Below are 22,382 nucleotides of genomic sequence, written 5' to 3' on the forward strand. Positions count from 1 at the left end.
TCGCGGCGGGGGGTGGCTCGGTCCCCCGCCCCCCCCCCCCCCCCCCCCCCCCCCCGGGTCCGGGCAGAGCCCGCCCACGGCGAAGCCGCAATTCGGCGCTGCGGGAAGGGGCGGGGTGGGGGAAAGGCTCCGCGCAGCGGACCTCGCAGCTGCCCGACAGCGGGAGCACGATCCACTCCGACTCCCCGCACTCGTGCGCGTACACCTCCCCCGGTACGAGGTCGAGTACGAGCAGCCTCGTCCACTCCATCACCCGCTCAGACACCACCGGCACGGCCGAGCACCTCCTCCACTTCCCCCGCGAACGGCATCGCCGTCGAACACGCCAGCCGGGAGGCCACGATCGCCCCGGCCGCGTTCGCGTAGCGGACCACCCGCTCCAGCTCCCATCCCGCGAGCAGCCCGTGGCAGAGGGCCCCGCCGAACGCGTCTCCCGCGCCCAGCCCGTTGACCACGGTCACCGGCACCGGCGGGAGCTCCGCCACCGTCCCGTCCCGGTGGACGGCCAGGACGCCTTCGGGGCCCCGTTTGACCACCGCCAGCTCCACCCCGGCCGCGAGCAGGGCGCGGGCCGCCGCGTGCGGCTCGGTCTCGCCGGTGGCGATCGCGCACTCCTCGGCGTTGCCGACGGCCACCGTGGCGAGCGAGAGGGCCCGGCGGTACCACTCCCCCGGCCCCGCGGCACCGTCCGCCGAGGCGCCGTCCGCCGAAGGCCACAGCATCGGGCGCCAGTCCAGGTCGAAGACGGTGATCCCGGCCTTCGCCCGTGCCTCCAGCGCGCCCAGGGTCGCCGTCCGGCTCGGCTCGGCGCTGAGCCCCGTACCCGTCATCCAGAACACCCGCGCAGACCAGACGGCGTCGAGGTCCACCTCCTCCGCGCGGATCTCCAGGTCCGGCGCCTTCGGGTAGCGGTAGAAGTACAGCGGGAAGTGGTCCGGCGGGAAGATCTCGCAGAAGGTGACCGGGGTCGGGTAGTCCGCCACCTCGCCGGCCCAGCGGTCGTCCACCCCGAACCCGCGCAGCTCCGCCCGCAGATAAGCCCCGAAGGGGTCCGCGCCGGTCCGGGTGATCACCGCAGTCCGCCGCCCCAGCCGGGCCGCCGCGACCGCGACGTTGGTCGGGGAGCCTCCCAGGAACTTCCCGAAGGTGTCCGCCTCTCCGAGCGGTACGCCCGTCTTCAGGGGGTAGAGATCCACCCCGATGCGCCCCATCGTGATCAGGTCGAACGCCAACGGATCCGTACTCGTCACCACCACGTCTTTCCTCCCGTCCCCATGCTCCCCGTCCCTCCGAGCCTCGCACTTTAAGGTGGCCGCATGACGTCCTCATCGCCCGCGTTGACCCGTATCCGCATCGGTTCGGCTCCGGACTCCTGGGGCGTCTGGTTTCCCGACGATCCGCGGCAGACCCCGTGGGAGCGGTTCCTCGACGAGGTCGCCGACGCCGGGTACGAGTGGATCGAACTCGGGCCCTACGGCTACCTGCCCACCGATCCCGTCCGGCTCACCGACGAGGTCGCCAAGCGCGGTCTGCGGGTTTCCGCCGGAACCGTCTTCACCGGACTCCATCACGGGCCCGCCGTGTGGGAGGACACCTGGGAGCACGTGTCGCGGATCGCGGAGCTCACCCGGGCCATGGGCGCGGCGCACCTCGTCGTGATCCCCTCCTTCTGGCGGGACGACAAGACGGGCGAGGTGCTGGAGGAGCGCACCCTGACCCCCGCCCAATGGCGCGAACTGACCACCCAGACCGAGCGGCTTGGGCGCCGGGTCCAGGACCTCTACGGGCTGCGGATCGTCGTCCATCCGCATGCAGACACGCACATCGACACCCCTGAGAACGTGGCCCGGTTCCTGGACGCCACCGATCCCGCGCTGGTCTCGCTCTGTCTGGACACCGGGCACTACGCGTACTGCGGCGGGGACAGCGTCCAGGCCGTCGAGACCTTCGCGGAGCGCATCGGCTACCTGCACCTCAAGCAGGTGGACCCGCGGATCCTCGCCGAAGTCCTCGCGGAGCAGGTGCCCTTCGGGCCGGCCGTGGCCCGTGGGGTGATGTGCGAGCCTCCGGCCGGGGTGCCCGCGCTGGAACCGGTGCTCGCGGCCGCCCAGCGGCTCGGCGTGGACCTGTTCGCCATCGTGGAGCAGGACATGTACCCGTGCCCGCCCGACCGGCCGCTGCCGATCGCCCGCCGCACCCGCGCCTACCTGCGCTCCTGCGGCGCCCGCTGACCGAACCCCGGAACCCCGAACCGCCCGCCACCCCTCACGGAGGAACGCGACATGACCAGCACGCTCGGCATCGCCGTCATCGGCACCGGGAAGATGGGCTCCGACCACGTCCGCCGGATCGGGCGGACCGTCGGCGGGGCCCGGGTGGTGGCCGTGGCCGACCCGGACGGGGACCGGGTCAAGGAGGTCGCCGCCGGGCTGGAGGGCGCGAGCGCGCACACCGATCCGGCGGCGGCGATAGCCGCGCCCGGCGTGGACGCCGTACTGATCGCCTCCCCGGGCCCCGCCCACGAGGAAGCGATCCTGCACGCACTGGAACGGGAGTTGCCGGTGCTGTGCGAGAAGCCGCTGACCCCGGAGCCGGCAGGGGCCCTGCGGATCATGGAGGCGGAGGCCCGGAAGGGGCGCCGGCTGGTCCAGGTGGGCTTCATGCGGCGCTACGACGCCGAGTACGCCCGGCTCAAGGAGCTGCTCGACGAGGGCGGGATCGGGCGGCCGCTCTTCCTGCACTGCCGGCACCGCAACGCCGCCTCCCCGTCGTTCTTCACCAGCGACATGCTGATCAGCGACTCGGTGGTGCACGAGGTGGACGCGGCCCGCTGGCTGCTGGGCCAGGAGATCACCGCCGTGACGGTGCTCTCCCCCACGCCCACCTCCGCCGCCCGCGAGGGGCTGCGCGATCCCCGGCTCGTGCTCATGGAGACCTCCGGCGGGGCCGTCGTTGACGTGGAGATCTTCGTCAACTGCGGCTTCGGCTACCAGGTCCAGTGCGAGGCCGTCGGCGAGTCCGGCAGCGCCAGGATCGGCGACGGCCACGCGATGGTCGTCCAGTCGGCGGGCCGGTGGGGCGGGGAGATCGACCAAGACTTCACGGTGCGGTTCGCCGACGCCTACGACCGCCAGCTCCGCCGCTGGGTCACCGCGGCCGCGCGGGGCCGGGTGGACGGGCCCGACGCGTGGGACGGCTACGCGGCGGCGGCCGTCTCCGAGGCGGGCCTGGCCGCGGCACGCAGCGGCGTACGGACCCTCGTGGAGCTGGCGGAGCGCCCGGCCCTCTACCGCTGACCCGGCATTCCGGCCGACCCCTGTGCCACGTGAGCCGCATGAGCTACATATGTCATATGAGCCGCATGAGCGGTATGTGCCGTCTGTGTCACAGGGGTCTCCTTCGTGTCACGCATATCCCCATTACGCGGGTTTTCCGTCACAGCCGACCGACAGCCCCTCCCCTGACCTCACCGTCCGTCGTTCCCCGGGCAGAACCTGAGTGATCGTCAGTGTCCACGCGCCGGCTCCCCCGACGGCCTCCCGGCCGGCCCCGCGGCGTGGACAAGGAGGTGTCGAGGATGAGCGACCGACAGCTGTGGTCGTACAAGGAGATCGCCGCTCACATCCGGGTCCAGCCGGACACCGTGCGCTCCTACCGCAAACACGGGCTGCTGCCCGCGCCCGACCACGTGGAGGGCGGCAAGCCCTACTGGTACGCCGACACCATCCGCACCTGGGTGGCCCGCCGCCCGGGCAACCGGGGCCGTCGCGAGGACTGACCCCGGCCACCCGGCCGCCGGGCCGCCGGACGGGACCCTCCCGGGCCCCGTCCGCCGGCCGCTAGCGGCTTCCCGCCGGTACGGGCTCCACCTCCGCCTCCTCGGGTGCCGGTGCGGCCTCGCCCTCGCTCAGGCCGAACCGTTCGTGGAGTCTGCGCAGCGGCGCGGGCGCCCACCAGGTGGCCTTCCCGGTCAGCTTCATGACCGCCGGGACCAGCAGGCTCCGGACGATCATCGCGTCCATCAGCACGGCCAGTGCGATGCCGAGGCCCAGCATCTTGGTGTTGGTCACCCGCGAGCTGCCGATGGCGACCATCACCACCGCCAGGATCACGGCCGCGGCGGTGATCAGTCCGCCCGTACGGGCCAGCCCGGTGCGCACCGCGCCCTCGTGGTCCCCGGTCCGGTCGTACTCCTCCTTGATCCGGGATATGAGGAACACCCCATAGTCCATGGAGAGCCCGAAGGCGATGCAGAACATCAGCACGGGCAGGGAGGTCTCGATGTCGCCCGTGGCGGTGAAGGAGAGCGGTCCGGAGAGGTGCCCCTCCTGGAAGACCCAGACCACCGCGCCGAACATCGCGGTCAGGCTCAGTGCGTTGAGCAGGACCGCCTGGAGGGGTATCAGCACGCTCCCGGTGAGCAGGAAGACCAGGAGCAGCGTGGCCAGCACCACGACGGCCAGGGCCAGGGGCAGCTTCTCGGCTATGGCGCTGCGGGTATCGACGAGACGCGCCGCCTGTCCGGTCACGGAGGTCTCGAAGGGGGCGTCCACCTTGCGGACTTGGCCGACCAGGTCCTGGGCCCGCTCCCCGATGGCCTCGCCTTCGGTGAGTACCGAGAGGTACGCGTACCCACCGCCGGAGGCGGAGCTCACCGGCCCCTCCACCCGCACCACTCCGGGCAGGGCCTCCACCCGCCGCTTGTAGCCGTCGAGGTCGGCCGGGGCGGGCGCCCCCTCGGTCAGCACGGTCAGGGTGCCGCCGGGGCTGCCCGGGAAGGCGTCGCGTATCTGCTGTTGCACCACGTGCGATTCGGCGGTCTTCGGCAGCTGCCGGTCGTCCACGGAGCCGAACTTCACCCCGAGGAAGGGCAGTCCGAGGAACACCAGTCCGGCCGTGGTGGCCAGCGCGAACAGCGGGGCGCGTCGCATCACGAGCCCGGTCAGCCGGGCCCAGCCCCGCCCGCCCCCGGCCCCGCTGCCGCCGTCTTCAGCGGCCGTCCGACGCCGCCGCCACAGCCGCCGCAGGTCGAGGGAGTTGACCCGCTCCCCGAGCAGCACCAGCGCCGCGGGGAGCAGGATCAGCGCGGCGGCCGCGGCGAGCAGGACCACCGCGACCCCGGCGTAGGCGAAGGAGCGCAGGAAGTACATCGGGAAGAACAGCATGGCCGAGAGGGAGACGGCGACGGTCAGCGCCGAGAAGAGCACCGTGCGCCCGGCCGTCCGCAGGGTGGCTCCGACGGCCGCCACCGGGTCGCGCCCGGCGGCCAGCTCCTCACGGAACCTGCGCACGATGAACAGGGCGTAGTCGATGGCGAGTCCGAGCCCTAGCGCGGTGGTCAGGTTCTGCGCGAAGACGGAGACGTCGGTGAACTCGGTGAGACCGCGCAGCACGGCATTGGTCCCGAGGACGGCGACGATGCCGACTCCGAGGGGCAGCAGGGCCGCGATGGCGCTGCCGAAGACGAGGACGAGCAGGACGAGCGTGACGGGCAGGGCGATCAGCTCGGCGCGCAGCAGGTCTTCCTGGACGGTGGAGGTGATCTCGCGTTGGACGGCGGCCGGTCCGCCGAGGGAGACCTTCACCGGGCCGTGCTCACCCCGGTAGCGCGGGGCGATCCGGTCGAGCACGGTGATGACCGTCTTCTCGTCTCCGAGCACCCGGGCGGCGATCAGTGCCTGCCGGCCGTCCTCGGAGCGCAGGGTGGGCAGGCGGGTCCGCCAGTACGAGCCCACGCCGGCCACCCCGTGCTCGGCGGCGAGCTCGGCCGTCAGGCGCTCGGCTTCGGCGGCGACGGCGGGGTCGTCCACCCCGGCGGCTCCCGCCCCGGTCCCGGCGTCGACGAGCAGGAGCAGATTGGGCTGGGAGCCGGGGAACTCGCGCTCCAGGGCCCGGGTGGCATAGGTGGACCGGGCTCCCGGGTCCTCCCAGCCGCCACTGCCCAGCCGGTCCGCGACTCCGCCCCCCGCGAAGACGGCCAGTGCCGTGACCACGAGCGCGAGCAGCAGCGAGAGCCTCGGACGTGCGGTGACGATCCGGGTCCACCGGCCGCCCTCCCCGGGCGACGGCGGTTTCTTGACTTCGGACATGACTCGGTGTCCCCTTCACCGTGATTGCCAGGCCACATAGACTGGCAAATACGAGCAGTCGCTCGCGTTTTCCAAGAATGCGAGCGATCTCTCGCGTTTGTCAATCACCCACGGGAAGCAACGGGAAGCAAGGGATTGGACATGCGGGAGACCTCCAGGACCGGGAGCACCGACAAAGCGGGTGAAAAGGACCTCACAGAGGCCGCCGAGGCGACCCCCGAAGCGGCCCCCGAGGCGACCCCCGAAGCCGCTCCCCGCCGCCGCCAGGCCCGCGGGGAACGCCGTATCGCCCAGCTCCTGTCGGCCGCCGCCGGGGTGTTCTGCCGCACGGGCTACGCCGCGGCCAGCACCAATGCCATCGCCCGCGAGGCCGGCGTGTCCCCGGGCACGCTCTACCAGTTCTTCCCGAACAAGGAGGCCATCGCCGTCGAGCTGGGCGGCCAGCTGCTCCAGCGTGCCCACGAGGCGCACGGCCAGGCCTTCCTCCCCGAGAACCTGGAACGGCCGCTGCCCGAGGTGATCGACGCCGTCCTGGACCCGGTCATCGCCTTCAACTGCGAGAACCCGGCCTTCTGGGCGCTCATGCACGGCTCCGGCGTCCCCGGGATCGCCCAGGAGCACGACGAACTGCACGCCGGGATGCTGACCCGCATCGAGGGAGTGCTGCAATCCCGCACCCCGCCCGCGGCCGGGCCGGCGGCGGATTCGGCCGAGCTCACCCACGTCGCGCAGATGGTCCTCGTCATCGTCAAGGCCTCGCTCGAACTGATCCTGGCCAGCGAGGGCGCCGAACGCGCCGCGTACGTCGCCGAGCTGAAGATCGTCCTGCTGCGCTACCTGGACCCGATGCTCACCACGCCTCCTCCTCGCTGACCCGCGCCCCGGAACCGCCGCCCGCCACGGGCCCGCCCTCCCTGGTACCGGCACCGACACCGGGGGAACCCGCCCGCAATCGCAGCCCCACCAGCGGAAACACCAGTACGGAGACCATCCCGGCCCCCACCAGCGCCGCCGCCTCCCCCGACCCGAGCTTGCCGTCCTGCACCCCGAGGGTGGTGATCGCCACCACCAGCGGAAGCGCCGTGGACCCGAACAGCGCCAGCGCCGACCGGTCCCGCCGCGCGAGGTCCCGGGGGGCCAGCAGCCACATGGGCAGCCCGCGCACGACGAGGAACAGCAGCAGGAAGACCGGCAGCAACAGCAGCACCCGCCCGCCCCCGAGCAGCGCCTTCAGGTCGAACTCGATCCCGGTGACCACGAAGAACAGCGGAACCAGGAAACCGAAGCCCATGGCCTCCACCTTCGAGAGCACGACCTCGCTGCTCTCCGGGGCGGCCCCTTGCAGGACCAGACGGGTGATCAGCCCGGCGGCGAAGGCGCCGAGCAGCACGTCGAGGCCGAGCACCTGGGCGAGACCCAGGAACGCCACGAGCATCAGCACCACCAGCCGCACCGCGAACTGCCCGCTGCTGTGCAGGGTCCGGGCGATGACCCGGGAGAACCAGGGCGGCTTGGGCCGCATCGCCCAGAACACCGCCGCGGCCGTGAGCACCGCGAAGGCGATCAGCAGGGCCGCCGAGCGGCCCGGCGCCCGCCCGCTGAGCAGCAGCGCCATCGCGATGATCGGTCCGAACTCGCCGACCGCGCCCATCGCCATCATCACGGTGCCGAACCTGCCCTGAAGGTCCCCCGCGTCCCGCAGGACCGGCAGGATCGTGCCCAGGGCGGTGCTGGTGAGCGCGGTGCCGATGTAGACGCCCTTGTCGAACCCGCCGCCCGACAGCAGCAGTCCGATGCCGAGCCCCAACGCGAGGGCGGCCACCCAGGCCCACACCGACCGCTTCAGGGTGTCGCCCTTGACCTGGGCGAACTGGATCTCATAGCCGGCCAGGAAGATCAGCATGGCGAGACCGAGCTGGCTCAGTACGTCGACCACCTCGCCCGAGTGCGCCCACCCGAGGATGTCGGGCCCGACGAGGACGCCCAGCAGGATCTCGAAGATCACCAGCGGAACGGGCAGCCAGCGCGAGACCCCGTACGCGAGCAGGGGGGCGAGCACCGCGATCGCCATGATCAGAATGAGAGTTGTCCCCGAATGCCCCATGGGTGCCATTTACATACGCTTTCCAGCACTTGTCCACTTCACGGCATCGCGGTACGGCGCCGGGCCAAGGCCTCCGCGAAAGATCCCGGAGAATGTTCGCATCCATACCCCCTAGGGGTATAGTCTCTGAGTGTCGGGGCCCGGTGGAGCGATCCACCGCCTCCCGCCGCCCGGATACGCCCTTGAAGAGGAGAACGACATGAGCGCCGACACGGACACCCAGACCACCACCGTCTACCGGGTGACCGGCATGACCTGCGGGCACTGCGAGGGCGCGGTGACCGCCGAGCTCTCCGCCCTGGCGGGCGTCAGCTCGGTCAAGGCCGTCGCCGCGACCGGCGAGGTCACCGTGGTCTCGGCCGCCCCGCTCGACGAGGCCGACGTACGCGCCGCCGTGGACGAGGCCGGGTACGAGCTCGCCGGCCAGGTCTGAGCCCTTCCCCTTCAGCACGCATCTCTTCGGCACAGCCCCGCCGGGCCGTACCGGCCAGCTCATACTGGTTCCGTACGGCCCGGCCCTCCCCCTGGAGCCCGGATCATGAGCAGCAGCACAGTGCACGACGGACCCATAGCGACGGCCGGTGCCGCCGAGGCCACGGCCGCGCCCGCGGCCACGGCCACCGCTGAGGTCGAGCTGACCATCGGCGGGATGACCTGCGCCTCCTGCGCGGCCCGCATCGAGAAGAAGCTGAACCGGATGGACGGGGTCACCGCCTCGGTGAACTACGCCACCGAGAAGGCCAAGGTCTCGTACGGCACGGGCGTCGAGGTCGCCGACCTCATCGCGACCGTGGTCAAGACCGGCTACACCGCCGAGGAGCCCCCGCCGCCGGAGCCCGAGCACGTGGAGGAGTCCGCGGCGCCCGAGGAGGTGCGCGACCCCGAACTGGCCGCGCTGCGCCAGCGCCTCCTGGTCTCCACCGCGCTCGCCCTGCCCGTCGTCCTGCTCGCGATGGTCCCGGCCCTCCAGTTCGACAACTGGCAGTGGCTCTCGCTCACCCTCGCCGCCCCCGTCGTCGTCTGGGGCGCCCTCCCCTTCCACAAGGCCGCCTGGACCAACGCCCGGCACGGCGCCGCCACCATGGACACCCTGGTCTCGGTCGGCACCGGAGCCGCCTTCCTCTGGTCGCTGTGGGCCCTGTTCTTCGGCCACGCCGGAATGCCCGGCATGCGCCACGAGTTCGACTTCGCCATCTCCCGTACCGACGGCTCCTCCGCGATCTACCTGGAGGTGGCCGCCGGAGTCGTCAGCTTCATCCTGCTCGGCCGGTACCTGGAGGCCCGCTCGAAGCGGAAGGCCGGAGCCGCCCTCAAGGCACTGATGCGCCTGGGCGCCAAGGACGTGGCCGTCCTGCGCGGGGGCTCCGAGGTGCGCATCCCCGTGAGCGCGCTCGCCGTCGGCGACCGGTTCGTCGTCCGGCCCGGCGAGAAGATCGCCACCGACGGCACGGTCGTCGAAGGCAGCTCCGCCGTGGACGCCTCCATGCTGACCGGCGAGTCCGTCCCGGTCGAGGTCGCCGTCGGCGACTCCGTCACCGGCGCCACCGTCAACGCCTCCGGCCGCCTGGTCGTCGAGGCGACCCGCGTCGGCTCCGACACCCAGCTCGCCCGGATGGCCAAGCTGGTCGAGGACGCGCAGAACGGCAAGGCCGAGGTGCAGCGCCTCGCCGACCGGATCTCCGGCGTCTTCGTGCCGGTCGTGCTGCTGCTGGCGCTGGGCACCTGGGTGACCTGGCTGCTGATCACCGACAACCCGACGGCCGCGTTCACCGCCGCCGTGGCCGTCCTGATCATCGCCTGCCCGTGCGCCCTGGGCCTGGCCACACCGACCGCGCTGATGGTCGGCACCGGGCGGGGCGCGCAGCTCGGGATCCTGATCAAGGGCCCCGAGGTACTGGAGTCCACCCGCCGCGTGGACACCATCGTCCTGGACAAGACCGGAACGGTCACCACCGGCCGGATGACCCTGGCCGGCGTGCACCCCGCCGAGGGCGTGGACGAGACCGAGCTGCTGCGCCTGGCCGGTTCGCTGGAGCACGCCTCCGAGCACCCGATCGCGCGGGCCATCGCCACCGGCGCCGCCGAGAGGGCCGGGGCCCTGCCGGTCCCTGAGGGCTTCGAGAACCTCGCCGGGCTCGGCGTCCAGGGCGTGGTCGACGGCCACGCCGTCCTGGTGGGCCGCGAGAAGCTGCTGGCCGACTGGTCGATCGCGCTGCCCGCCGCCCTGGCCGGGGCCAAGGCCGCCGCCGAGGCGGCCGGTTCCACCGCCGTCCTGGTGGCCTGGGACGGGGAGGCCCGCGGGGTGCTGACCGTGGCCGACGCGGTCAAGGAGACCAGCGCCGAGGCGGTGTCCCGGCTGCGGGCCCTGGGGCTGACCCCGGTCCTGCTGACCGGCGACAACAAGGCCGTCGCCGAAACGGTGGCCCGCGAGGTGGGCATCGACGAGGTCATCGCCGAGGTCCTCCCGCAGGACAAGGTGGACGTCGTACGCCGGCTGCAGGCCGAGGGCCGTACGGTCGCCATGGTCGGCGACGGGGTCAACGACGCGGCCGCGCTCGCCCAAGCCGACCTGGGCCTGGCGATGGGCACCGGGACCGACGCGGCGATCGAGGCGAGCGACCTGACCCTCGTACGGGGCGACCTGCGGGTGGCGGCGGACGCGATCCGGCTCTCCCGGCGGACCCTGGCCACCATCAAGGGCAACCTGTTCTGGGCCTTCGGCTACAACGTCGCGGCGCTGCCGCTGGCGGCCGCCGGACTGCTCAACCCGATGATCGCGGGGGCCGCGATGGCCTTCTCCTCGGTCTTCGTGGTGACCAACAGCCTGCGGCTGCGCTCCTTCCGCTAGTGACCACCCTTCGCAACTCGCACACACTTCCTTCACGCGAGACGCAGATCACAGCGACCGCAACGTAACCATCGGGCGGGCTCGTGGGTCTAATGGGGCGATGCCGGGAAGTCTTGGGACTTCCCGGCACTTGGACACCCGGTCCGGGTCCCGTGGGGGGAATCCGTTCCGGGGTAAGGAAAGCGCCCCGACCTTCGACCCGTGGGGGGATCGATGGCGGGGCGCTTTTCCTGTCTTTGCGAGAGCCTCGGGTCAGCGGGACTCGACCGGGACGAAGTCGCGCAGGACCTCGCCGGTGTAGATCTGGCGCGGACGGCCGATGCGGGAGCCGGGCTCCTTGATCATCTCGTGCCACTGGGCGATCCAGCCGGGCAGCCGGCCGATCGCGAAGAGCACGGTGAACATCTCGGTCGGGAAGCCCATCGCGCGGTAGATCAGGCCCGTGTAGAAGTCCACGTTCGGGTAGAGGTTGCGCTCGACGAAGTACTCGTCGGCCAGCGCGTGCTCTTCCAGCTTGAGCGCGATGTCGAGCAGCTCGTCGTCCTTGCCGAGCGCCGAGAGGACGTCGTGCGCCGCCGCCTTGATGATCTTCGCCCGGGGGTCGAAGCTCTTGTAGACGCGGTGCCCGAAGCCCATCAGGCGGACGCCGTCTTCCTTGTTCTTCACCTTGCGGATGAAGGCGTCGACGTCGCCGCCGTCGTTCTTGATGCCTTCGAGCATCTCCAGAACGGACTGGTTGGCGCCACCGTGCAGGGGGCCCCACAGGGCCGAGATGCCGGCGGAGATCGAGGCGAACATGTTCGCCTGCGAGGAGCCGACCAGACGCACGGTGGAGGTCGAACAGTTCTGCTCGTGGTCCGCGTGCAGGATCAGCAGCTTGTCGAGCGCCGCGACCACGACCGGGTCCAGGTCGTACTCCTGGGCCGGCACGGAGAAGGTCATGCGCAGGAAGTTCTCGACGTAGCCGAGGTCGTTGCGCGGGTAGACCACCGGGTGGCCGACCGACTTCTTGTACGCGTAGGCCGCGATCGTCGGAAGCTTGGCGAGCAGCCGGATCGTCGAGAGGTGGCGCTGCTTCTCGTCGAACGGGTTGTGGCTGTCCTGGTAGAACGTCGACAGCGCGCTGACCACGGAGGACAGCATCGCCATCGGGTGCGCGTCACGCGGGAAGCCGTCGTAGAACCGCTTGACGTCCTCGTGCAGAAGCGTGTGCTGGGTGATCTCGTTGCGGAACGACGCGAGCTGGTCGACGGTCGGCAGCTCCCCGTTGATCAGCAGGTAAGCGACCTCGATGAAGGTCGAGCGCTCGGCGAGCTGCTCGATCGGGTATCCGCGGTAGCGCAGGATGCCCTGCTCACCGTCGAGGTAGGTAATGGCGGACTTATAGGCGGCGGTGTTTCCGTAGCCGCTGTCCAGGGTGACCAGCCCGGTCTGAGCCCTGAGCTTCGCAATGTCGAAGCCCTGGTCACCGACGGTGCTCTCGACCACCGGGTAGGTGTATTCACCGTCCGCGTACCGCAGTACTACAGAGTTGTCGCTCACGTCATCCCTCACCGACGTAGTGCCTCTTCTTCGAGGTGCCCTGACTGCCTCTACCTTCCCCCATTTGGCGCAGGAGAGTGCACTCGGGGTCGGCCTTTGGCGGTTTCGACGGCACTCAGTGCCGCCAAGCTGCTCATCCTGCCCCTCCGCGCCGGTTGGTGGAACCCCAAATGATCGATCATTTAGGTGATGTTTCCCACCGGTATACGTCCGGACAGTCTGGGTGCTACGGCGGTGTACCTCCTGCCTGCGGAAACGGTACGCACCGCCTGACCGAGGGCTTTGCGGGACCCGACCAGGACGACCAATTTCTTCGCCCGGGTCACCGCCGTGTAGAGCAGGTTGCGCTGGAGCATCATCCAGGCCCCGGTGGTGACCGGGATCACCACGGCCGGATATTCACTCCCCTGGGAGCGGTGGATGGTGACGGCGTACGCGTGTGCCAGCTCGTCGAGCTCGCCGAACTCGTACTCCACCTCCTCGTCCTCGTCGGTGCGCACCGTCAGGCGCTGTTCGTCCAGGTCCAGGGCGGTAACCACGCCGACCGTGCCGTTGAAGACGCCGTTGGCGCCCTTTTCGTAGTTGTTGCGGATCTGGGTGACCTTGTCGCCCACCCGGAAGACCCGGCCGCCGAAGCGCTTCTCGGGCAGGTCCGGCCGGGCCGGGGTGATGGCCTGCTGGAGCAGGGCGTTGAGGTTCCCCGCGCCGGCCGGGCCCCGGTGCATGGGGGCGAGCACCTGGATGTCGCGGCGCGGGTCGAGCCCGAATCTGGCCGGAATGCGCCGTGCGGCGACGTCCACGGCGAGTTTTCCGGCCTCCTCGGTGTCCTCTTCGGGGAAGAGGAAGAAGTCGGGCAGCCCGTCGGTGATCGGCGGCAGGCCGGTGTTGATCCGGTGGGCGTTGGTGACCACGCCGGACTGCTGGGCCTGCCGGAAGATCGTGGTCAGCCGGACGGCGGGGACCGGCCCGCCCTCGGCGAGCAGATCGCGCAGCACCTCGCCGGCGCCGACCGAGGGCAGCTGGTCCACGTCCCCCACCAGCAGCAGGTGGGCTCCCGGTGCCACGGCCTTGACCAGTTTGTTCGCCAGCAGCAGGTCGAGCATCGAGGCCTCGTCCACGACGACCAGGTCGGCGTCGAGCGGGCGGTCCCGGTCGTACGCCGCGTCCCCGCCCGGTTTCAGCTCCAGCAGCCGGTGCACCGTGGAGGCCTCGGCCCCGGTGAGCTCGGCCAGCCGCTTGGCCGCCCGGCCGGTGGGGGCGGCGAGCACCACCTTGGCCTTCTTGGCGCGGGCCAGTTCCACGATCGAGCGGACGGTGAAGGACTTGCCGCACCCCGGGCCCCCGGTGAGGACCGCGACCCGGCGGGTGAGGGCGAGGCGGACCGCGTCCCGCTGCCCGGGGGCGAGCTTGGCCCCGGTCCGGCCGGCGAGCCAGCCCAGCGCCTTCTCCCAGTCCACCTCCCGGAAGGCCGGCATCCGGTCCTCGTCGGCGTTCAGGAGCCGGCGCACCTGGCCGACCAGCGACAGCTCGGCCCGGTGGAAGGGCACCAGGTACACGGCGGTGAGGTCCGGGCCGCCCGCCGGGTCCGGCACGGATTCCCGTACGACCCCTTCCGGATCGGCGGCGAGCTCGGCCAGGCAGTCGATGACCAGTCCGGTGTCCACCTGGAGCAGCTTGACCCCGTCGGAGATGAGCCGGTCCTCGGGCAGGAAGCAGTGGCCCTGGTCGGTGGACTGGGACAGGGCGTACTGGAGGCCTGCCTTGACCCGCTCCGGGCTGTCGTGCGGGATGCCCACGGCCTGGGCGATGCGGTCGGCGGTGAGGAAGCCGATGCCCCAGACGTCGGCGGCGAGCCGGTAGGGCTGGTTCTTGACCACGGAGATGGAGGCGTCGGCGTACTTCTTGTAGATGCGCACCGCGATGGAGGTGGAGACGCCGACCCCCTGGAGGAAGACCATGACCTCCTTGATGGCCTTCTGCTCCTCCCAGGCGGCACCGATCATCTTCGTCCGCTTGGGGCCGAGGCCGGGCACCTCGATCAGTCTCTTCGGCTCCTCCTCGATGACGTCGAGGGTGTCCGTGCCGAAGTGCTCCACGATCCGGTCGGCGATCTTCGGGCCGATGCCCTTGATCAGGCCGGATCCGAGATAGCGCCGGATGCCCTGGATGGTCGCGGGCAGGAGCGTGGAGTAGTTCTCGACGGTGAACTGCTTGCCGTACTGGGGGTGCGAGCCCCAGCGGCCCTCCATGCGCAGCGATTCGCCCGGCTGGGCCCCGAGGAGAGATCCGACGACCGTGAGCAGGTCACCGGAGCCGCGGCCGGTGTCCACCCGCGCGACCGTGTATCCGCTCTCCTCGTTGGCGTAGGTGATGCGCTCCAGCACCCCCTCGACCACTGCCTGTTGCACCGCCGCGTTGGTAGTCATGTGCCGAAACTACCGCCTGCCACCGACGGCCCGCCGGGCCTGTGGACAACCGAAAGGGGGTCCGGCCTTCCGGCCGGACCCCCTCACGGTTACCCCTCCCTCGTCGGACTTCCCGATCCCCCCAGATCCCTCCCTGGAAGCGCCGACGCAACATACGACCCGCGACCCCCGCCGGTGGTTGCACGCCGATTCACACCTTTACTCCGTCATTACCCAAGGGTGATCCCAGCGCGATCCGAGGTGCCGGCGAATCGCCACAGAAGTAGCGTTTCCGGCATGAGCGAACCTTCATTCCAGGACGACGTGATCAACGAGCTCGGCGACGACCGGCTGACCGAGATCGCCGGACTCCTCGGCACCGACGCGACCGGCGCCCGCGAGACCGTCGCGACCACCATCGGCGCGATGACCGGCGACCTCCAGGCGAAGGCCGACACCGATGACGACGACGGCAACGAGGTCCGCCAGGCCTTCGCCGAGGTGACCGAGGCACCGCTGGAGGGCGTGGCCACCCTCGGCGGCGGCCTGGGAGGGATGCTCAGCGGCGGGATGATGGCCGGGGTGCTCGCCAAGGTGAGCAAGCCCGTGGCCAATGCCGTCTCCAAGAAGACCGGCATCCCCGCCCCCACCATCGCCCGCGTCATCGAGCTGCTGATCCCGGTGCTGCTGGCCGTCTTCGCCAAGCGCGCGGCCGCCGGCAAGGGCGGGGGCGGCGGTACGAGCCCTTCGGCCGCCGGGTCCGGCGCCGACTCCCCGATCCCCTCCCCCGGAGCCGTACCGGGCGCGGCGGGCGCCACGCCGGGTGCCCCGGGCGCCACGCCGGCCGGCGGCGGCCTCGGCGACCTGCTGGGCCAGATCCTGGGCGGCGGCAAGAAGTAGTCACCCGCGCGGCGAGGCGGGCAGGTACGGGGGCGGGAGCCATCCCCCGGCCCCGCCCCCTCCGCGCCTCGCTATCCTCGGGCGCCGTGACTCCTCCGCCTCGCGAACGAGGAGGCTTCTCACTCGGGCCCGAGGACCCTCATGACGGCCAAGCCCTGACCGCTCCGTGGGAGGGCACCAACGTATTGCTCGGCCGCTCGCCCGCGGGCTCAAAGCCGAACAGTTCACCCAAGTGGGCGACACCACCTCAAGCGGGTCTGGATCGCCGAGCTGGACGGCCGCCCGGTCGGCCCGGTGATGTGCGTACGGGAGGACGGCGCGCCGGGCGCCTGGGGGCACCTCCCAGCGGTAGCTGGGGGAGGCTGCGGCTGCTCCTGGTGGAACCGGCGGGCCGCGGCCACGGCATCGGGGCCGAGCTCGTCGCCACGGTGGTCGACTTCGCCCGCTCGGTCGGCTACCGCGAACTGGTCCTCTGGACCAACGACGTGCTGACCTCGGCCCGTTCCCTCTACCAGCGCGCCGGATTCACCCTGGTCGCCGAACGCCCCCACCGGTCCTACGGGGTCACCCTGACGGGGCAGGACTGGCGGCTGCCCCTACGGGAGCACCCGTAGGCCCCGTAGCCCTCGTAGACCCCGTAGCGACGACCGCGCCAACGGCCGTACGGGGCTTCGCGCCCCCCGGAGCCAGCGAGGTGAGCGCCACCCCGCCGACGAGCAGGGCCGCGGCCACCCAGCGCAGCCCCGAGATCCCCTCCCCGAGGACCAGCGCGGCCGAGGACATCCCGAACACCGGGACCAGCAGGGAGAACGGCGCGACGGCGGAGGCCGCGTAGCGGCGCAGCAGGTAGCCCCAGGCCCCGAAGCCGAAGACGGTGGACACCCAGGCGACGTACCCGATCACGGCGGCCCCGGACCAGTCGAGGCCGCTCAGAGCGGCCAGATCCCGCTCGGGGCCCTCGATCAGCAGCGAGAGCCCGAACAGCGGCAGCACCGGGACCAGGCACACCCAGACCATGAAGTTGAGCGCGTCGGGCGGCGCGGCCTTGCGGGTCAGGACGTTGGAGACGCCCCAGCAGGCGGCGGCCGCGACCACGAGCACGAAGCCGAGCACCGGCCCGGACGTCCCCTCGTCCACGGCTGCGACGGTGATCCCGCCGAGCGCCACCGCCATGCCCAGGATCCGTACCCGCCCCGGGCGTTCGCGCAGGACGACGGCGGCGAGGACGGCGGTGAAGACGGCCTGGATCTGCAGGACGAGGGAGGAGAGCCCGGCGGGCATCCCGTGCGCCATCCCCGTGAAGAGCAGGCCGAACTTGGCGATGCCGAGGGCGATTCCGACCCCGACGATCCACTTCCAGGCGACCTTGGGCGGACCGACGAAGAAGACGGCGGGAACGGCGGCGACGAGGAAGCGCAGGGCGGACAGGAGCAGCGGCGGGAAGTGGCCGAGGCCGATCTCGATGACGACGAAGTTGAAGCCCCAGACGGCGGCGACGAGTACGGCGAGTGCGATGTGTACGGGACGCATGCTCCGAGCATCGGCCCCTCAACCATTTAGCACCAGCGCGGATCTCTTCCGGGATGGATGAAGCAACGCTTACGCTTCTCCCATGCTCGATCTCGCCCGGCTCCGCGCCCTGCACGCCGTCTCCGTCCACGGTTCGGTCGCGGGCGCGGCGGCCGCCCTCGGATACACCCCTTCCGCCGTCTCGCAGCAGATCGCCAAGCTGGAGCGGGAGACCCGGACCACGCTGCTGGAGCGGCGCGGGCGCGGGGTGGCGCTCACCGAGGAGGCGCGCCACCTGGCGGACACCGCGCAGGAGCTGCTGGCCATCGTGGAGCGCGCCGAGACCACCCTGGAGGAGCGGCGCGGGCAGCCGAGCGGGCTGCTGGCGGTCTCCGCCTTCGCCTCGGCCGCGCGCGGGCTGCTGCCGGGGGTGCTGGCCGATCTGGCCGCCCGGCATCCGGCGCTGGAGGTCCGCCTGACGGAGGTGGACCCCCATCTCTCGGTGGACCTGGTGGCCCGGGGCGTCACCGATCTGGCGGTCGCGCACGACTGGGACATCGCCCCGCTGCCCACCCCCGAGGGGGTTGAGCAGGCGGTGATCGGGGACGATCCCTGCGACCTCGTGGTGCCGGCCGGGCATCCGTTCACCCGCCGCGCCGCCATCCGCAGGGAGGATCTGGGCGGGCTGCGGTGGGTGTGCCAGCCGCCCGGCCGGGTCTGCCACGACTGGCTGGTACGGACCCTGCGCGCGGTCGGGTACGAGCCCGACATCGCGCACGTCGCCGAGGAGAACCACACCATCGTCGCGCTGGTCGCGGCCGGGCTCGGGGTGGCGGTCGTACCGCGCCTGGGCACCGGGGTCCTGCCGCCGGGGGCGGTGGCCGTACCGCTGGAGCCGGGCCCGGTCCGCCGCCTGTACGCCCTGTGGCGGACCGGGGCGGCCCGCCGGCCCGCGATCACCGAGACGGTGCGGACCTTGCAGGAGCACTGGCTCCAGGGCCCGGACAGCCCCCGTCCGGGGGACCTGGCGAGTGTCCGCCGCTCCGGGGGCGCGGCCCGGCAGTAGCGTCCGGCGCGTGCCGTACCAAGCCTCCCGCCGGACCCTGCTCACCGCGGCCGCCGTGGCCGCCGTCACCGCCGCGGGGGCCGTCTCCGCCGCCGTCGGAACCTCCCGGGCCCCTGCCGGACCGGCCCCGGGGGGACCGGCCCCCGACGACCACCGGCCGGGCGACGAGGTCCCCGCGCGGACCCCCGACCGGGCCGCGCTGCGCGAGACCATGGCCCGGATGAGCCCGGCCGAGCTGGTCGGGCAGCTCTTCGTGTCGCGGGTGTACGGGCATTCGGCCACCGATCCCGACCCGGAGGACGCCGCGCAGAACCAGGCGCTGTTCGGGGTGCGCACCGCCGCCGAGCTGGTCTCCCGCTACCACCTGGGCGGGATCGTCTACTTCGGCTGGGCGCACAACACCCGCACCCCGAAGCAGATCGCCGAACTGTCGGCCGGCCTCCAGCGTGCGGCCACGGCCCCGGCCCCGGCGAGCGGGGGCACGGGTACGGGTACGGGCGCGGCTACGGGCGCGGGCATCCCGCTGCTCCTGTCCATCGACCAGGAGCACGGCGCCGTGGCGCGGATCGGCAAGCCCGCGACCCTGCTCCCCGGGGCGATGGCGCTGGGCGCCCTGGCGCTGGGTGAGGGCGGGTCCACCGCCGAGGCCCGCCGGGCCGCGCGCATCGCGGGCGCCGAGCTGGCCGCGATGGGCATCCGGCACAACTACGCGCCGGTGGCCGACGTGAACACCGACCCCGCCAACCCGGTGATCGGCGTACGGTCCTTCGGCTCCGACCCGCACGCCGTGGCGGCCCTGGTCGCCGCCCAGGTCCGCGGGTACCAGGGCGCCGGGGTGGCCGCCACCGCGAAGCACTTCCCGGGGCACGGGGACACGGGAACCGACAGCCATGTGGGGCTGCCGCTGATGACCCACACCCGCGCGCGGTGGGAGGAGCTGGACGAGCCTCCGTTCCGGGCGGCCGTGGCGGCGGGCGTGGACGCGGTCATGACCGCGCACATCGTCTTCCCCGCGCTCGACCCCTCGGGGGATCCGGCGACCCTGTCGAGGCCCATCGTCACCGGCATCCTGCGCGAACGCCTGGGGTTCCAGGGAGTGGTGGTCACCGATGCCCTGGACATGGCCGGGGTGCGCCAGAAGTACGGGGACGACCGGGTCCCGGTGCTGGCCCTGAAGGCGGGCTGCGACCAGCTGCTGAACCCGCCGGACCTGGGGCTCGCGCACCGCAGCGTGCTGGCCGCCCTGGCCTCGGGCGAGCTGACGCGGGCCCGGATCGAGGAGTCCGTCCTGCGGATCCTGGAACTGAAGGCCCGCCGGGGCCTGTTCGACACGGCGCGGGTGGCGACCACGGCCGAGGCGGTGGACGCGACGGTCGGGATCCCGGCACACCTGGCCGCCGCCGACGAGATCGCGGCCCGGACGACGACGCTGCTGGCCAATCCGGTGAAGCTGCTCCCGCTGGACGCGAAGGCCCGGCCGCTGCTGCTGGTCACCGGGACCGACCCGGTCTCCCCCACGGGTACGACGGGGCCCCCTACCTCGGTACTGGCCCGGGAGCTGTCCGCGCTGGGCTGCCGGGCGACGGCCGTGGCCCCCGCCCGCGCGGTGGCGGCCGCCCCCGGGAACGCCGCGGTGCTCGTGTGCACGTACAACGTCCCCGAGGGCGAGAGTCCGCAGCGCGAGCTGGTCGCGGAACTGCTGGCCACCGGGGTGCCGGTGGTCCTGCTCGCGCTGCGCAACCCGTACGACCCGGCCCGGCTGCCGAAGTGCGCGGCCGAGCTCGCGACGTACACCTGGACGGATGTGGAGCTGCGGGCGGCGGCCCGGGTGATCACCGGGGCCGTGCGGCCCACCGGGCGCCTGCCGGTCCCGGTGCCGGGCCGCTACCCGCTGGGCCACGGGCTGGCGTACGGGCCCTAGGGGATGTCCCTGGCGCCCCGGCCGGCCCGTGGACCAGCGGGCCCTACCGGAGAGCTACGGCCGCAGCATCGGCTCGCGCTCCAGGTCCCGCTGGTCGAGCCGCGCGTCCGGCTTGGCCAGCGGCGCGGCCTTCGCCGAGTCGGCGAGCGCGGCGGCCGGGGCCACTCCGGCCCACTGGAGGATCTTCGCGGTGGCGAGGGCCTTCTCGCCGTCCTGGAGCTTGGCCACGTTGGCCCCGTGGTTGGCGCCCGGCGCGATCATCACGTAGCTGTCGTGGACCCCGTAGCCGAGGTGGAACGGTTCCGCACCCCACGGGTCGTTCTGCCCGTAGACGAAGAGCATCTGGTTCGCGTGGTGCTTGACCCAGTTGTCCACGTCCTTCATCGCTCCCGGCTGGAAGGTCATCGGGATGTCGCGGGGCACGAAGCTGCGCGGCGGCTGGTAGCCGTAGCGGCTCAGGTTGCCCAGGTGGGGCTGCTTGATGTCGGGCGAACCGAGCTGCGTACCCGCCTGGTAGTAGTACGGGGTGTACGTCTCCAGTCCCTGGTCGGCGTAGGCCGAGAAGCCGGAGATCGTGTCGACCGTGTCCCAGATCTCCTGGTCGCTCGCGGTCGCGGCGACCGGGATGGAGGCGCAGTCGGAGAGCAGGCTGTACTGCCAGAAGGCCCACACGTAGTCGAGCACGACGGCCTCGTAGGCCTTGTCGAGGTTGCCGACGGTGGTGAAGGTCCAGCCGTTCTCGGCGGCTGCGGCCGCGTACTTGACCTCCAGCGGGTCGCGGCGCACGAGCGCCTCGCGCTGCACCGCGTTCAGCTTGTCGCGGCACTCCTTGGTGCCGACCTTGGTGAAGAACCGGTCGTAGGCCGAGTCCTCGTTGTTGACCACGTCGTTGGGCGCGACGTACGCGACGACCCCGTCCATGTCACGGGGGTAGAAGCGCTCGAAGTAGGTGGCCGTCATGCCGCCCTTGCTGCCGCCCGTGGCCAGCCAGTTCTTCTTGTAGATCTTCTTCAGCGCGGTGAAGATCCGGTGCTGGTCGCTGGCGGCCTGCCAGATGTCCAGGTTCGCCCAGTTGGCCGGGTCGGGCCGGGAGGGGGTGAAGAAACGATACTCCAGCGATACCTGGTTGCCGTCGACGATGGTCGTGGGCTCACTGCGGCGCGGGTTGGTGTTGACGTTGTAGCCGGAGGTGTAGAACACGGTGGGCCGCGAGACGTCCTTGTGCAGCAGGGTCAGGCGCTGCTTGAAGGTGCCCCTCCACGGCGCGCGGTGGTCGACCGGCTGTTCGTAGTTCAGTACGAAGAAGCGGTAGCCGGGATACGGCTTCTCCTCGATCAGGCTCATCCCCGGGATGGAGAGGATCTGGTCCTTGATGTCCGTGGTCGTGCCTGCGGTGGCATCCGTGGCGGCGGCCGGCCCTGCGGCGGTGGCCGCTTGTGCCGTGAAGCCGGCTGCCCCCATGGTGCCGATGAGCACCACGAGCGACAGCAGCCATCCGAGCGTCTTGCGCATTCACCCTCCCCTTGAGTTCACTTCGGTCGCCGTGAACCTAGCGGGGTCAACGCACAGCTGAACAGACCTAGTTGGGCCGGTCCATCAGCACAGTATCCAGCCGGAATCGATGGATCCGGCCCCCACGCTCCCCTTTACATACACGCAGCGCGCGATCGCGTGGACGGTGACAGGTCCGGCATATCGGGTGAATCGCCCTGCGTCACGGACCGGGGCGCCCCCGCGGGGCTGGATGCTCACCGACATCGGGCGGCGTACGCCGGGCTCGCGGGCGACCGCCACCGCGCAGGCCTGATCGCGGGTCCGGTACACGCGCACCTCGCCCGTGGAGAACGGCAGGGTCCGCACCAGCTGCCCCCCGCACCCCCCGGTCGCCGCCTGCGCGGGCGGCGCCCCCAGCAGCCCGGCCACGACGAACCACATCGTCGCCGCGAACACCCCCAGGCCGGCCGCCCGGCGTCCGCGTCGGTTCCGTGCCTTGAACAC

17 protein-coding genes and 1 pseudogene are annotated in these 22,382 nt (G+C 71.8%); 10 read left to right on the forward strand and 8 right to left on the reverse strand.

The window, feature by feature from the left end:
• Nucleotides 1-257: 257 nt before the first annotated feature.
• A complete protein-coding gene (gene iolC / locus ACFXDJ_RS25955; protein WP_384658325.1) occupies nucleotides 258-1,250 on the reverse strand; it encodes a 5-dehydro-2-deoxygluconokinase in 993 nt (330 codons plus the stop codon).
• A 66-nt stretch (nucleotides 1,251-1,316) separates the two neighbouring features.
• Between iolC and ACFXDJ_RS25960 the strand changes: the two genes are divergently transcribed.
• From ACFXDJ_RS25960 to ACFXDJ_RS25970, 3 genes are all read left to right on the forward strand, one after another.
• A complete protein-coding gene (locus ACFXDJ_RS25960) occupies nucleotides 1,317-2,231 on the forward strand; it encodes a sugar phosphate isomerase/epimerase family protein (RefSeq protein ID WP_384658327.1) in 915 nt (304 codons plus the stop codon).
• 51 nt (nucleotides 2,232-2,282) lie between these two features.
• A complete protein-coding gene (locus tag ACFXDJ_RS25965; protein ID WP_384658330.1) occupies nucleotides 2,283-3,296 on the forward strand; it encodes a Gfo/Idh/MocA family protein in 1,014 nt (337 codons plus the stop codon).
• Nucleotides 3,297-3,577: 281 nt separating this feature from the next.
• On the forward strand, nucleotides 3,578-3,778 hold the full coding sequence (locus ACFXDJ_RS25970) for an AlpA family transcriptional regulator (protein WP_030297784.1): 201 nt from the start codon (nucleotides 3,578-3,580) through the stop codon (nucleotides 3,776-3,778).
• 61 nt (nucleotides 3,779-3,839) lie between these two features.
• Here the strand turns inward: ACFXDJ_RS25970 and ACFXDJ_RS25975 are convergent, their stop codons facing one another.
• Nucleotides 3,840-6,089, reverse strand: a complete 2,250-nt coding sequence (locus ACFXDJ_RS25975) for an MMPL family transporter (protein ID WP_384658333.1) — start codon at nucleotides 6,087-6,089, stop codon at nucleotides 3,840-3,842.
• A gap of 141 nt (nucleotides 6,090-6,230) precedes the next feature.
• On the opposite strand from ACFXDJ_RS25975, the gene ACFXDJ_RS25980 reads away from it, so the two are divergent.
• On the forward strand, nucleotides 6,231-6,962 hold the full coding sequence (locus ACFXDJ_RS25980) for a TetR/AcrR family transcriptional regulator (protein ID WP_384658336.1): 732 nt from the start codon (nucleotides 6,231-6,233) through the stop codon (nucleotides 6,960-6,962).
• Here the strand turns inward: ACFXDJ_RS25980 and ACFXDJ_RS25985 are convergent.
• Nucleotides 6,940-8,193, reverse strand: a complete 1,254-nt coding sequence (locus ACFXDJ_RS25985) for a cation:proton antiporter (protein ID WP_384658348.1) — start codon at nucleotides 8,191-8,193, stop codon at nucleotides 6,940-6,942. The two genes, ACFXDJ_RS25980 and ACFXDJ_RS25985, sit on opposite strands and share 23 nt — an antisense overlap.
• A gap of 199 nt (nucleotides 8,194-8,392) precedes the next feature.
• Here ACFXDJ_RS25985 and ACFXDJ_RS25990 point away from each other — a divergent pair, with 199 nt between their 5' ends.
• Nucleotides 8,393-8,626 carry a heavy-metal-associated domain-containing protein gene (locus ACFXDJ_RS25990; protein ID WP_384658338.1) on the forward strand — a complete coding sequence of 78 codons (234 nt, stop codon included), beginning with the start codon at nucleotides 8,393-8,395 and terminating at the stop codon, nucleotides 8,624-8,626.
• 105 nt (nucleotides 8,627-8,731) lie between these two features.
• Complete coding sequence (locus ACFXDJ_RS25995; protein WP_384658340.1) at nucleotides 8,732-11,041, forward strand: heavy metal translocating P-type ATPase; 2,310 nt, start codon at nucleotides 8,732-8,734, stop codon at nucleotides 11,039-11,041.
• A gap of 252 nt (nucleotides 11,042-11,293) precedes the next feature.
• On the opposite strand, the gene ACFXDJ_RS26000 is transcribed toward ACFXDJ_RS25995, so the two are convergent.
• Together ACFXDJ_RS26000 and ACFXDJ_RS26005 are read right to left on the reverse strand one after the other, a co-directional pair.
• Nucleotides 11,294-12,583: a citrate synthase gene (locus ACFXDJ_RS26000; RefSeq protein ID WP_384658342.1), complete on the reverse strand. Its 1,290-nt coding sequence runs from the start codon at nucleotides 12,581-12,583 to the stop codon at nucleotides 11,294-11,296.
• 182 nt (nucleotides 12,584-12,765) lie between these two features.
• Nucleotides 12,766-15,009 carry an ATP-dependent RecD-like DNA helicase gene (locus tag ACFXDJ_RS26005; RefSeq protein ID WP_384658345.1) on the reverse strand — a complete coding sequence of 748 codons (2,244 nt, stop codon included), beginning with the start codon at nucleotides 15,007-15,009 and terminating at the stop codon, nucleotides 12,766-12,768.
• 276 nt (nucleotides 15,010-15,285) lie between these two features.
• Here ACFXDJ_RS26005 and ACFXDJ_RS26010 point away from each other — a divergent pair, with 276 nt between their 5' ends.
• Both ACFXDJ_RS26010 and ACFXDJ_RS26015 read left to right on the forward strand, forming a co-directional pair.
• Nucleotides 15,286-15,888: a DUF937 domain-containing protein gene (locus tag ACFXDJ_RS26010; RefSeq protein WP_384656323.1), complete on the forward strand. Its 603-nt coding sequence runs from the start codon at nucleotides 15,286-15,288 to the stop codon at nucleotides 15,886-15,888.
• Nucleotides 15,889-16,131: 243 nt separating this feature from the next.
• Nucleotides 16,132-16,502, forward strand: a pseudogene (locus ACFXDJ_RS26015) (GNAT family N-acetyltransferase); the annotation flags it as partial.
• Here the strand turns inward: ACFXDJ_RS26015 and ACFXDJ_RS26020 are convergent.
• Nucleotides 16,453-17,418, reverse strand: coding sequence for an EamA family transporter (locus ACFXDJ_RS26020; RefSeq protein ID WP_384850405.1), 966 nt, complete (start codon nucleotides 17,416-17,418; stop codon nucleotides 16,453-16,455). The pseudogene ACFXDJ_RS26015 and the gene ACFXDJ_RS26020 sit on opposite strands and share 50 nt — an antisense overlap.
• Before the next feature lie 82 nt (nucleotides 17,419-17,500).
• On the opposite strand from ACFXDJ_RS26020, the gene ACFXDJ_RS26025 reads away from it, so the two are divergent.
• Nucleotides 17,501-18,463: a LysR family transcriptional regulator gene (locus ACFXDJ_RS26025; RefSeq protein ID WP_384656331.1), complete on the forward strand. Its 963-nt coding sequence runs from the start codon at nucleotides 17,501-17,503 to the stop codon at nucleotides 18,461-18,463.
• A 10-nt stretch (nucleotides 18,464-18,473) separates the two neighbouring features.
• Nucleotides 18,474-20,384: a glycoside hydrolase family 3 protein gene (locus ACFXDJ_RS26030; protein ID WP_384850408.1), complete on the forward strand. Its 1,911-nt coding sequence runs from the start codon at nucleotides 18,474-18,476 to the stop codon at nucleotides 20,382-20,384.
• Nucleotides 20,385-20,438: 54 nt separating this feature from the next.
• On the opposite strand, the gene ACFXDJ_RS26035 is transcribed toward ACFXDJ_RS26030, so the two are convergent.
• Both ACFXDJ_RS26035 and ACFXDJ_RS26040 read right to left on the reverse strand, forming a co-directional pair.
• Nucleotides 20,439-21,896 (reverse strand): S28 family serine protease, encoded by a 1,458-nt coding sequence (locus tag ACFXDJ_RS26035; RefSeq protein ID WP_384850411.1) that lies wholly within the window; start codon nucleotides 21,894-21,896, stop codon nucleotides 20,439-20,441.
• Between the two features lie 84 nt (nucleotides 21,897-21,980).
• Nucleotides 21,981-22,319 (reverse strand): hypothetical protein, encoded by a 339-nt coding sequence (locus ACFXDJ_RS26040; RefSeq protein WP_384850488.1) that lies wholly within the window; start codon nucleotides 22,317-22,319, stop codon nucleotides 21,981-21,983.
• Between the last annotated feature and the right edge of the window lie 63 nt (nucleotides 22,320-22,382).

The organism is Streptomyces sp. NPDC059443, from assembly GCF_042750105.1.
Taxonomy (GTDB): Bacteria; Actinomycetota; Actinomycetes; order Streptomycetales; family Streptomycetaceae; genus Streptomyces.

What these genes read in the sequence shown, in the direction of transcription:
- ACFXDJ_RS25960 (WP_384658327.1), top strand. Translation starts at nt 1,317, where the DNA reads ATGACGTCCTCATCGCCCGCGTTGACCCGTATCCGCATCGGTTCGGCT.
- ACFXDJ_RS25965 (WP_384658330.1), top strand. Translation starts at nt 2,283, where the DNA reads ATGACCAGCACGCTCGGCATCGCCGTCATCGGCACCGGGAAGATGGGC.
- ACFXDJ_RS25970 (WP_030297784.1), top strand. Translation starts at nt 3,578, where the DNA reads ATGAGCGACCGACAGCTGTGGTCGTACAAGGAGATCGCCGCTCACATC.
- ACFXDJ_RS25975 (WP_384658333.1), bottom strand. Translation starts at nt 6,089, where the DNA reads ATGTCCGAAGTCAAGAAACCGCCGTCGCCCGGGGAGGGCGGCCGGTGG.
- ACFXDJ_RS25980 (WP_384658336.1), top strand. Translation starts at nt 6,231, where the DNA reads ATGCGGGAGACCTCCAGGACCGGGAGCACCGACAAAGCGGGTGAAAAG.
- ACFXDJ_RS25985 (WP_384658348.1), bottom strand. Translation starts at nt 8,193, where the DNA reads ATGGGGCATTCGGGGACAACTCTCATTCTGATCATGGCGATCGCGGTG.
- ACFXDJ_RS25990 (WP_384658338.1), top strand. Translation starts at nt 8,393, where the DNA reads ATGAGCGCCGACACGGACACCCAGACCACCACCGTCTACCGGGTGACC.
- ACFXDJ_RS25995 (WP_384658340.1), top strand. Translation starts at nt 8,732, where the DNA reads ATGAGCAGCAGCACAGTGCACGACGGACCCATAGCGACGGCCGGTGCC.
- ACFXDJ_RS26005 (WP_384658345.1), bottom strand. Translation starts at nt 15,009, where the DNA reads ATGACTACCAACGCGGCGGTGCAACAGGCAGTGGTCGAGGGGGTGCTG.
- ACFXDJ_RS26010 (WP_384656323.1), top strand. Translation starts at nt 15,286, where the DNA reads ATGAGCGAACCTTCATTCCAGGACGACGTGATCAACGAGCTCGGCGAC.
- ACFXDJ_RS26020 (WP_384850405.1), bottom strand. Translation starts at nt 17,418, where the DNA reads ATGCGTCCCGTACACATCGCACTCGCCGTACTCGTCGCCGCCGTCTGG.
- ACFXDJ_RS26025 (WP_384656331.1), top strand. Translation starts at nt 17,501, where the DNA reads ATGCTCGATCTCGCCCGGCTCCGCGCCCTGCACGCCGTCTCCGTCCAC.
- ACFXDJ_RS26035 (WP_384850411.1), bottom strand. Translation starts at nt 21,896, where the DNA reads ATGCGCAAGACGCTCGGATGGCTGCTGTCGCTCGTGGTGCTCATCGGC.
- ACFXDJ_RS26040 (WP_384850488.1), bottom strand. Translation starts at nt 22,319, where the DNA reads ATGTGGTTCGTCGTGGCCGGGCTGCTGGGGGCGCCGCCCGCGCAGGCG.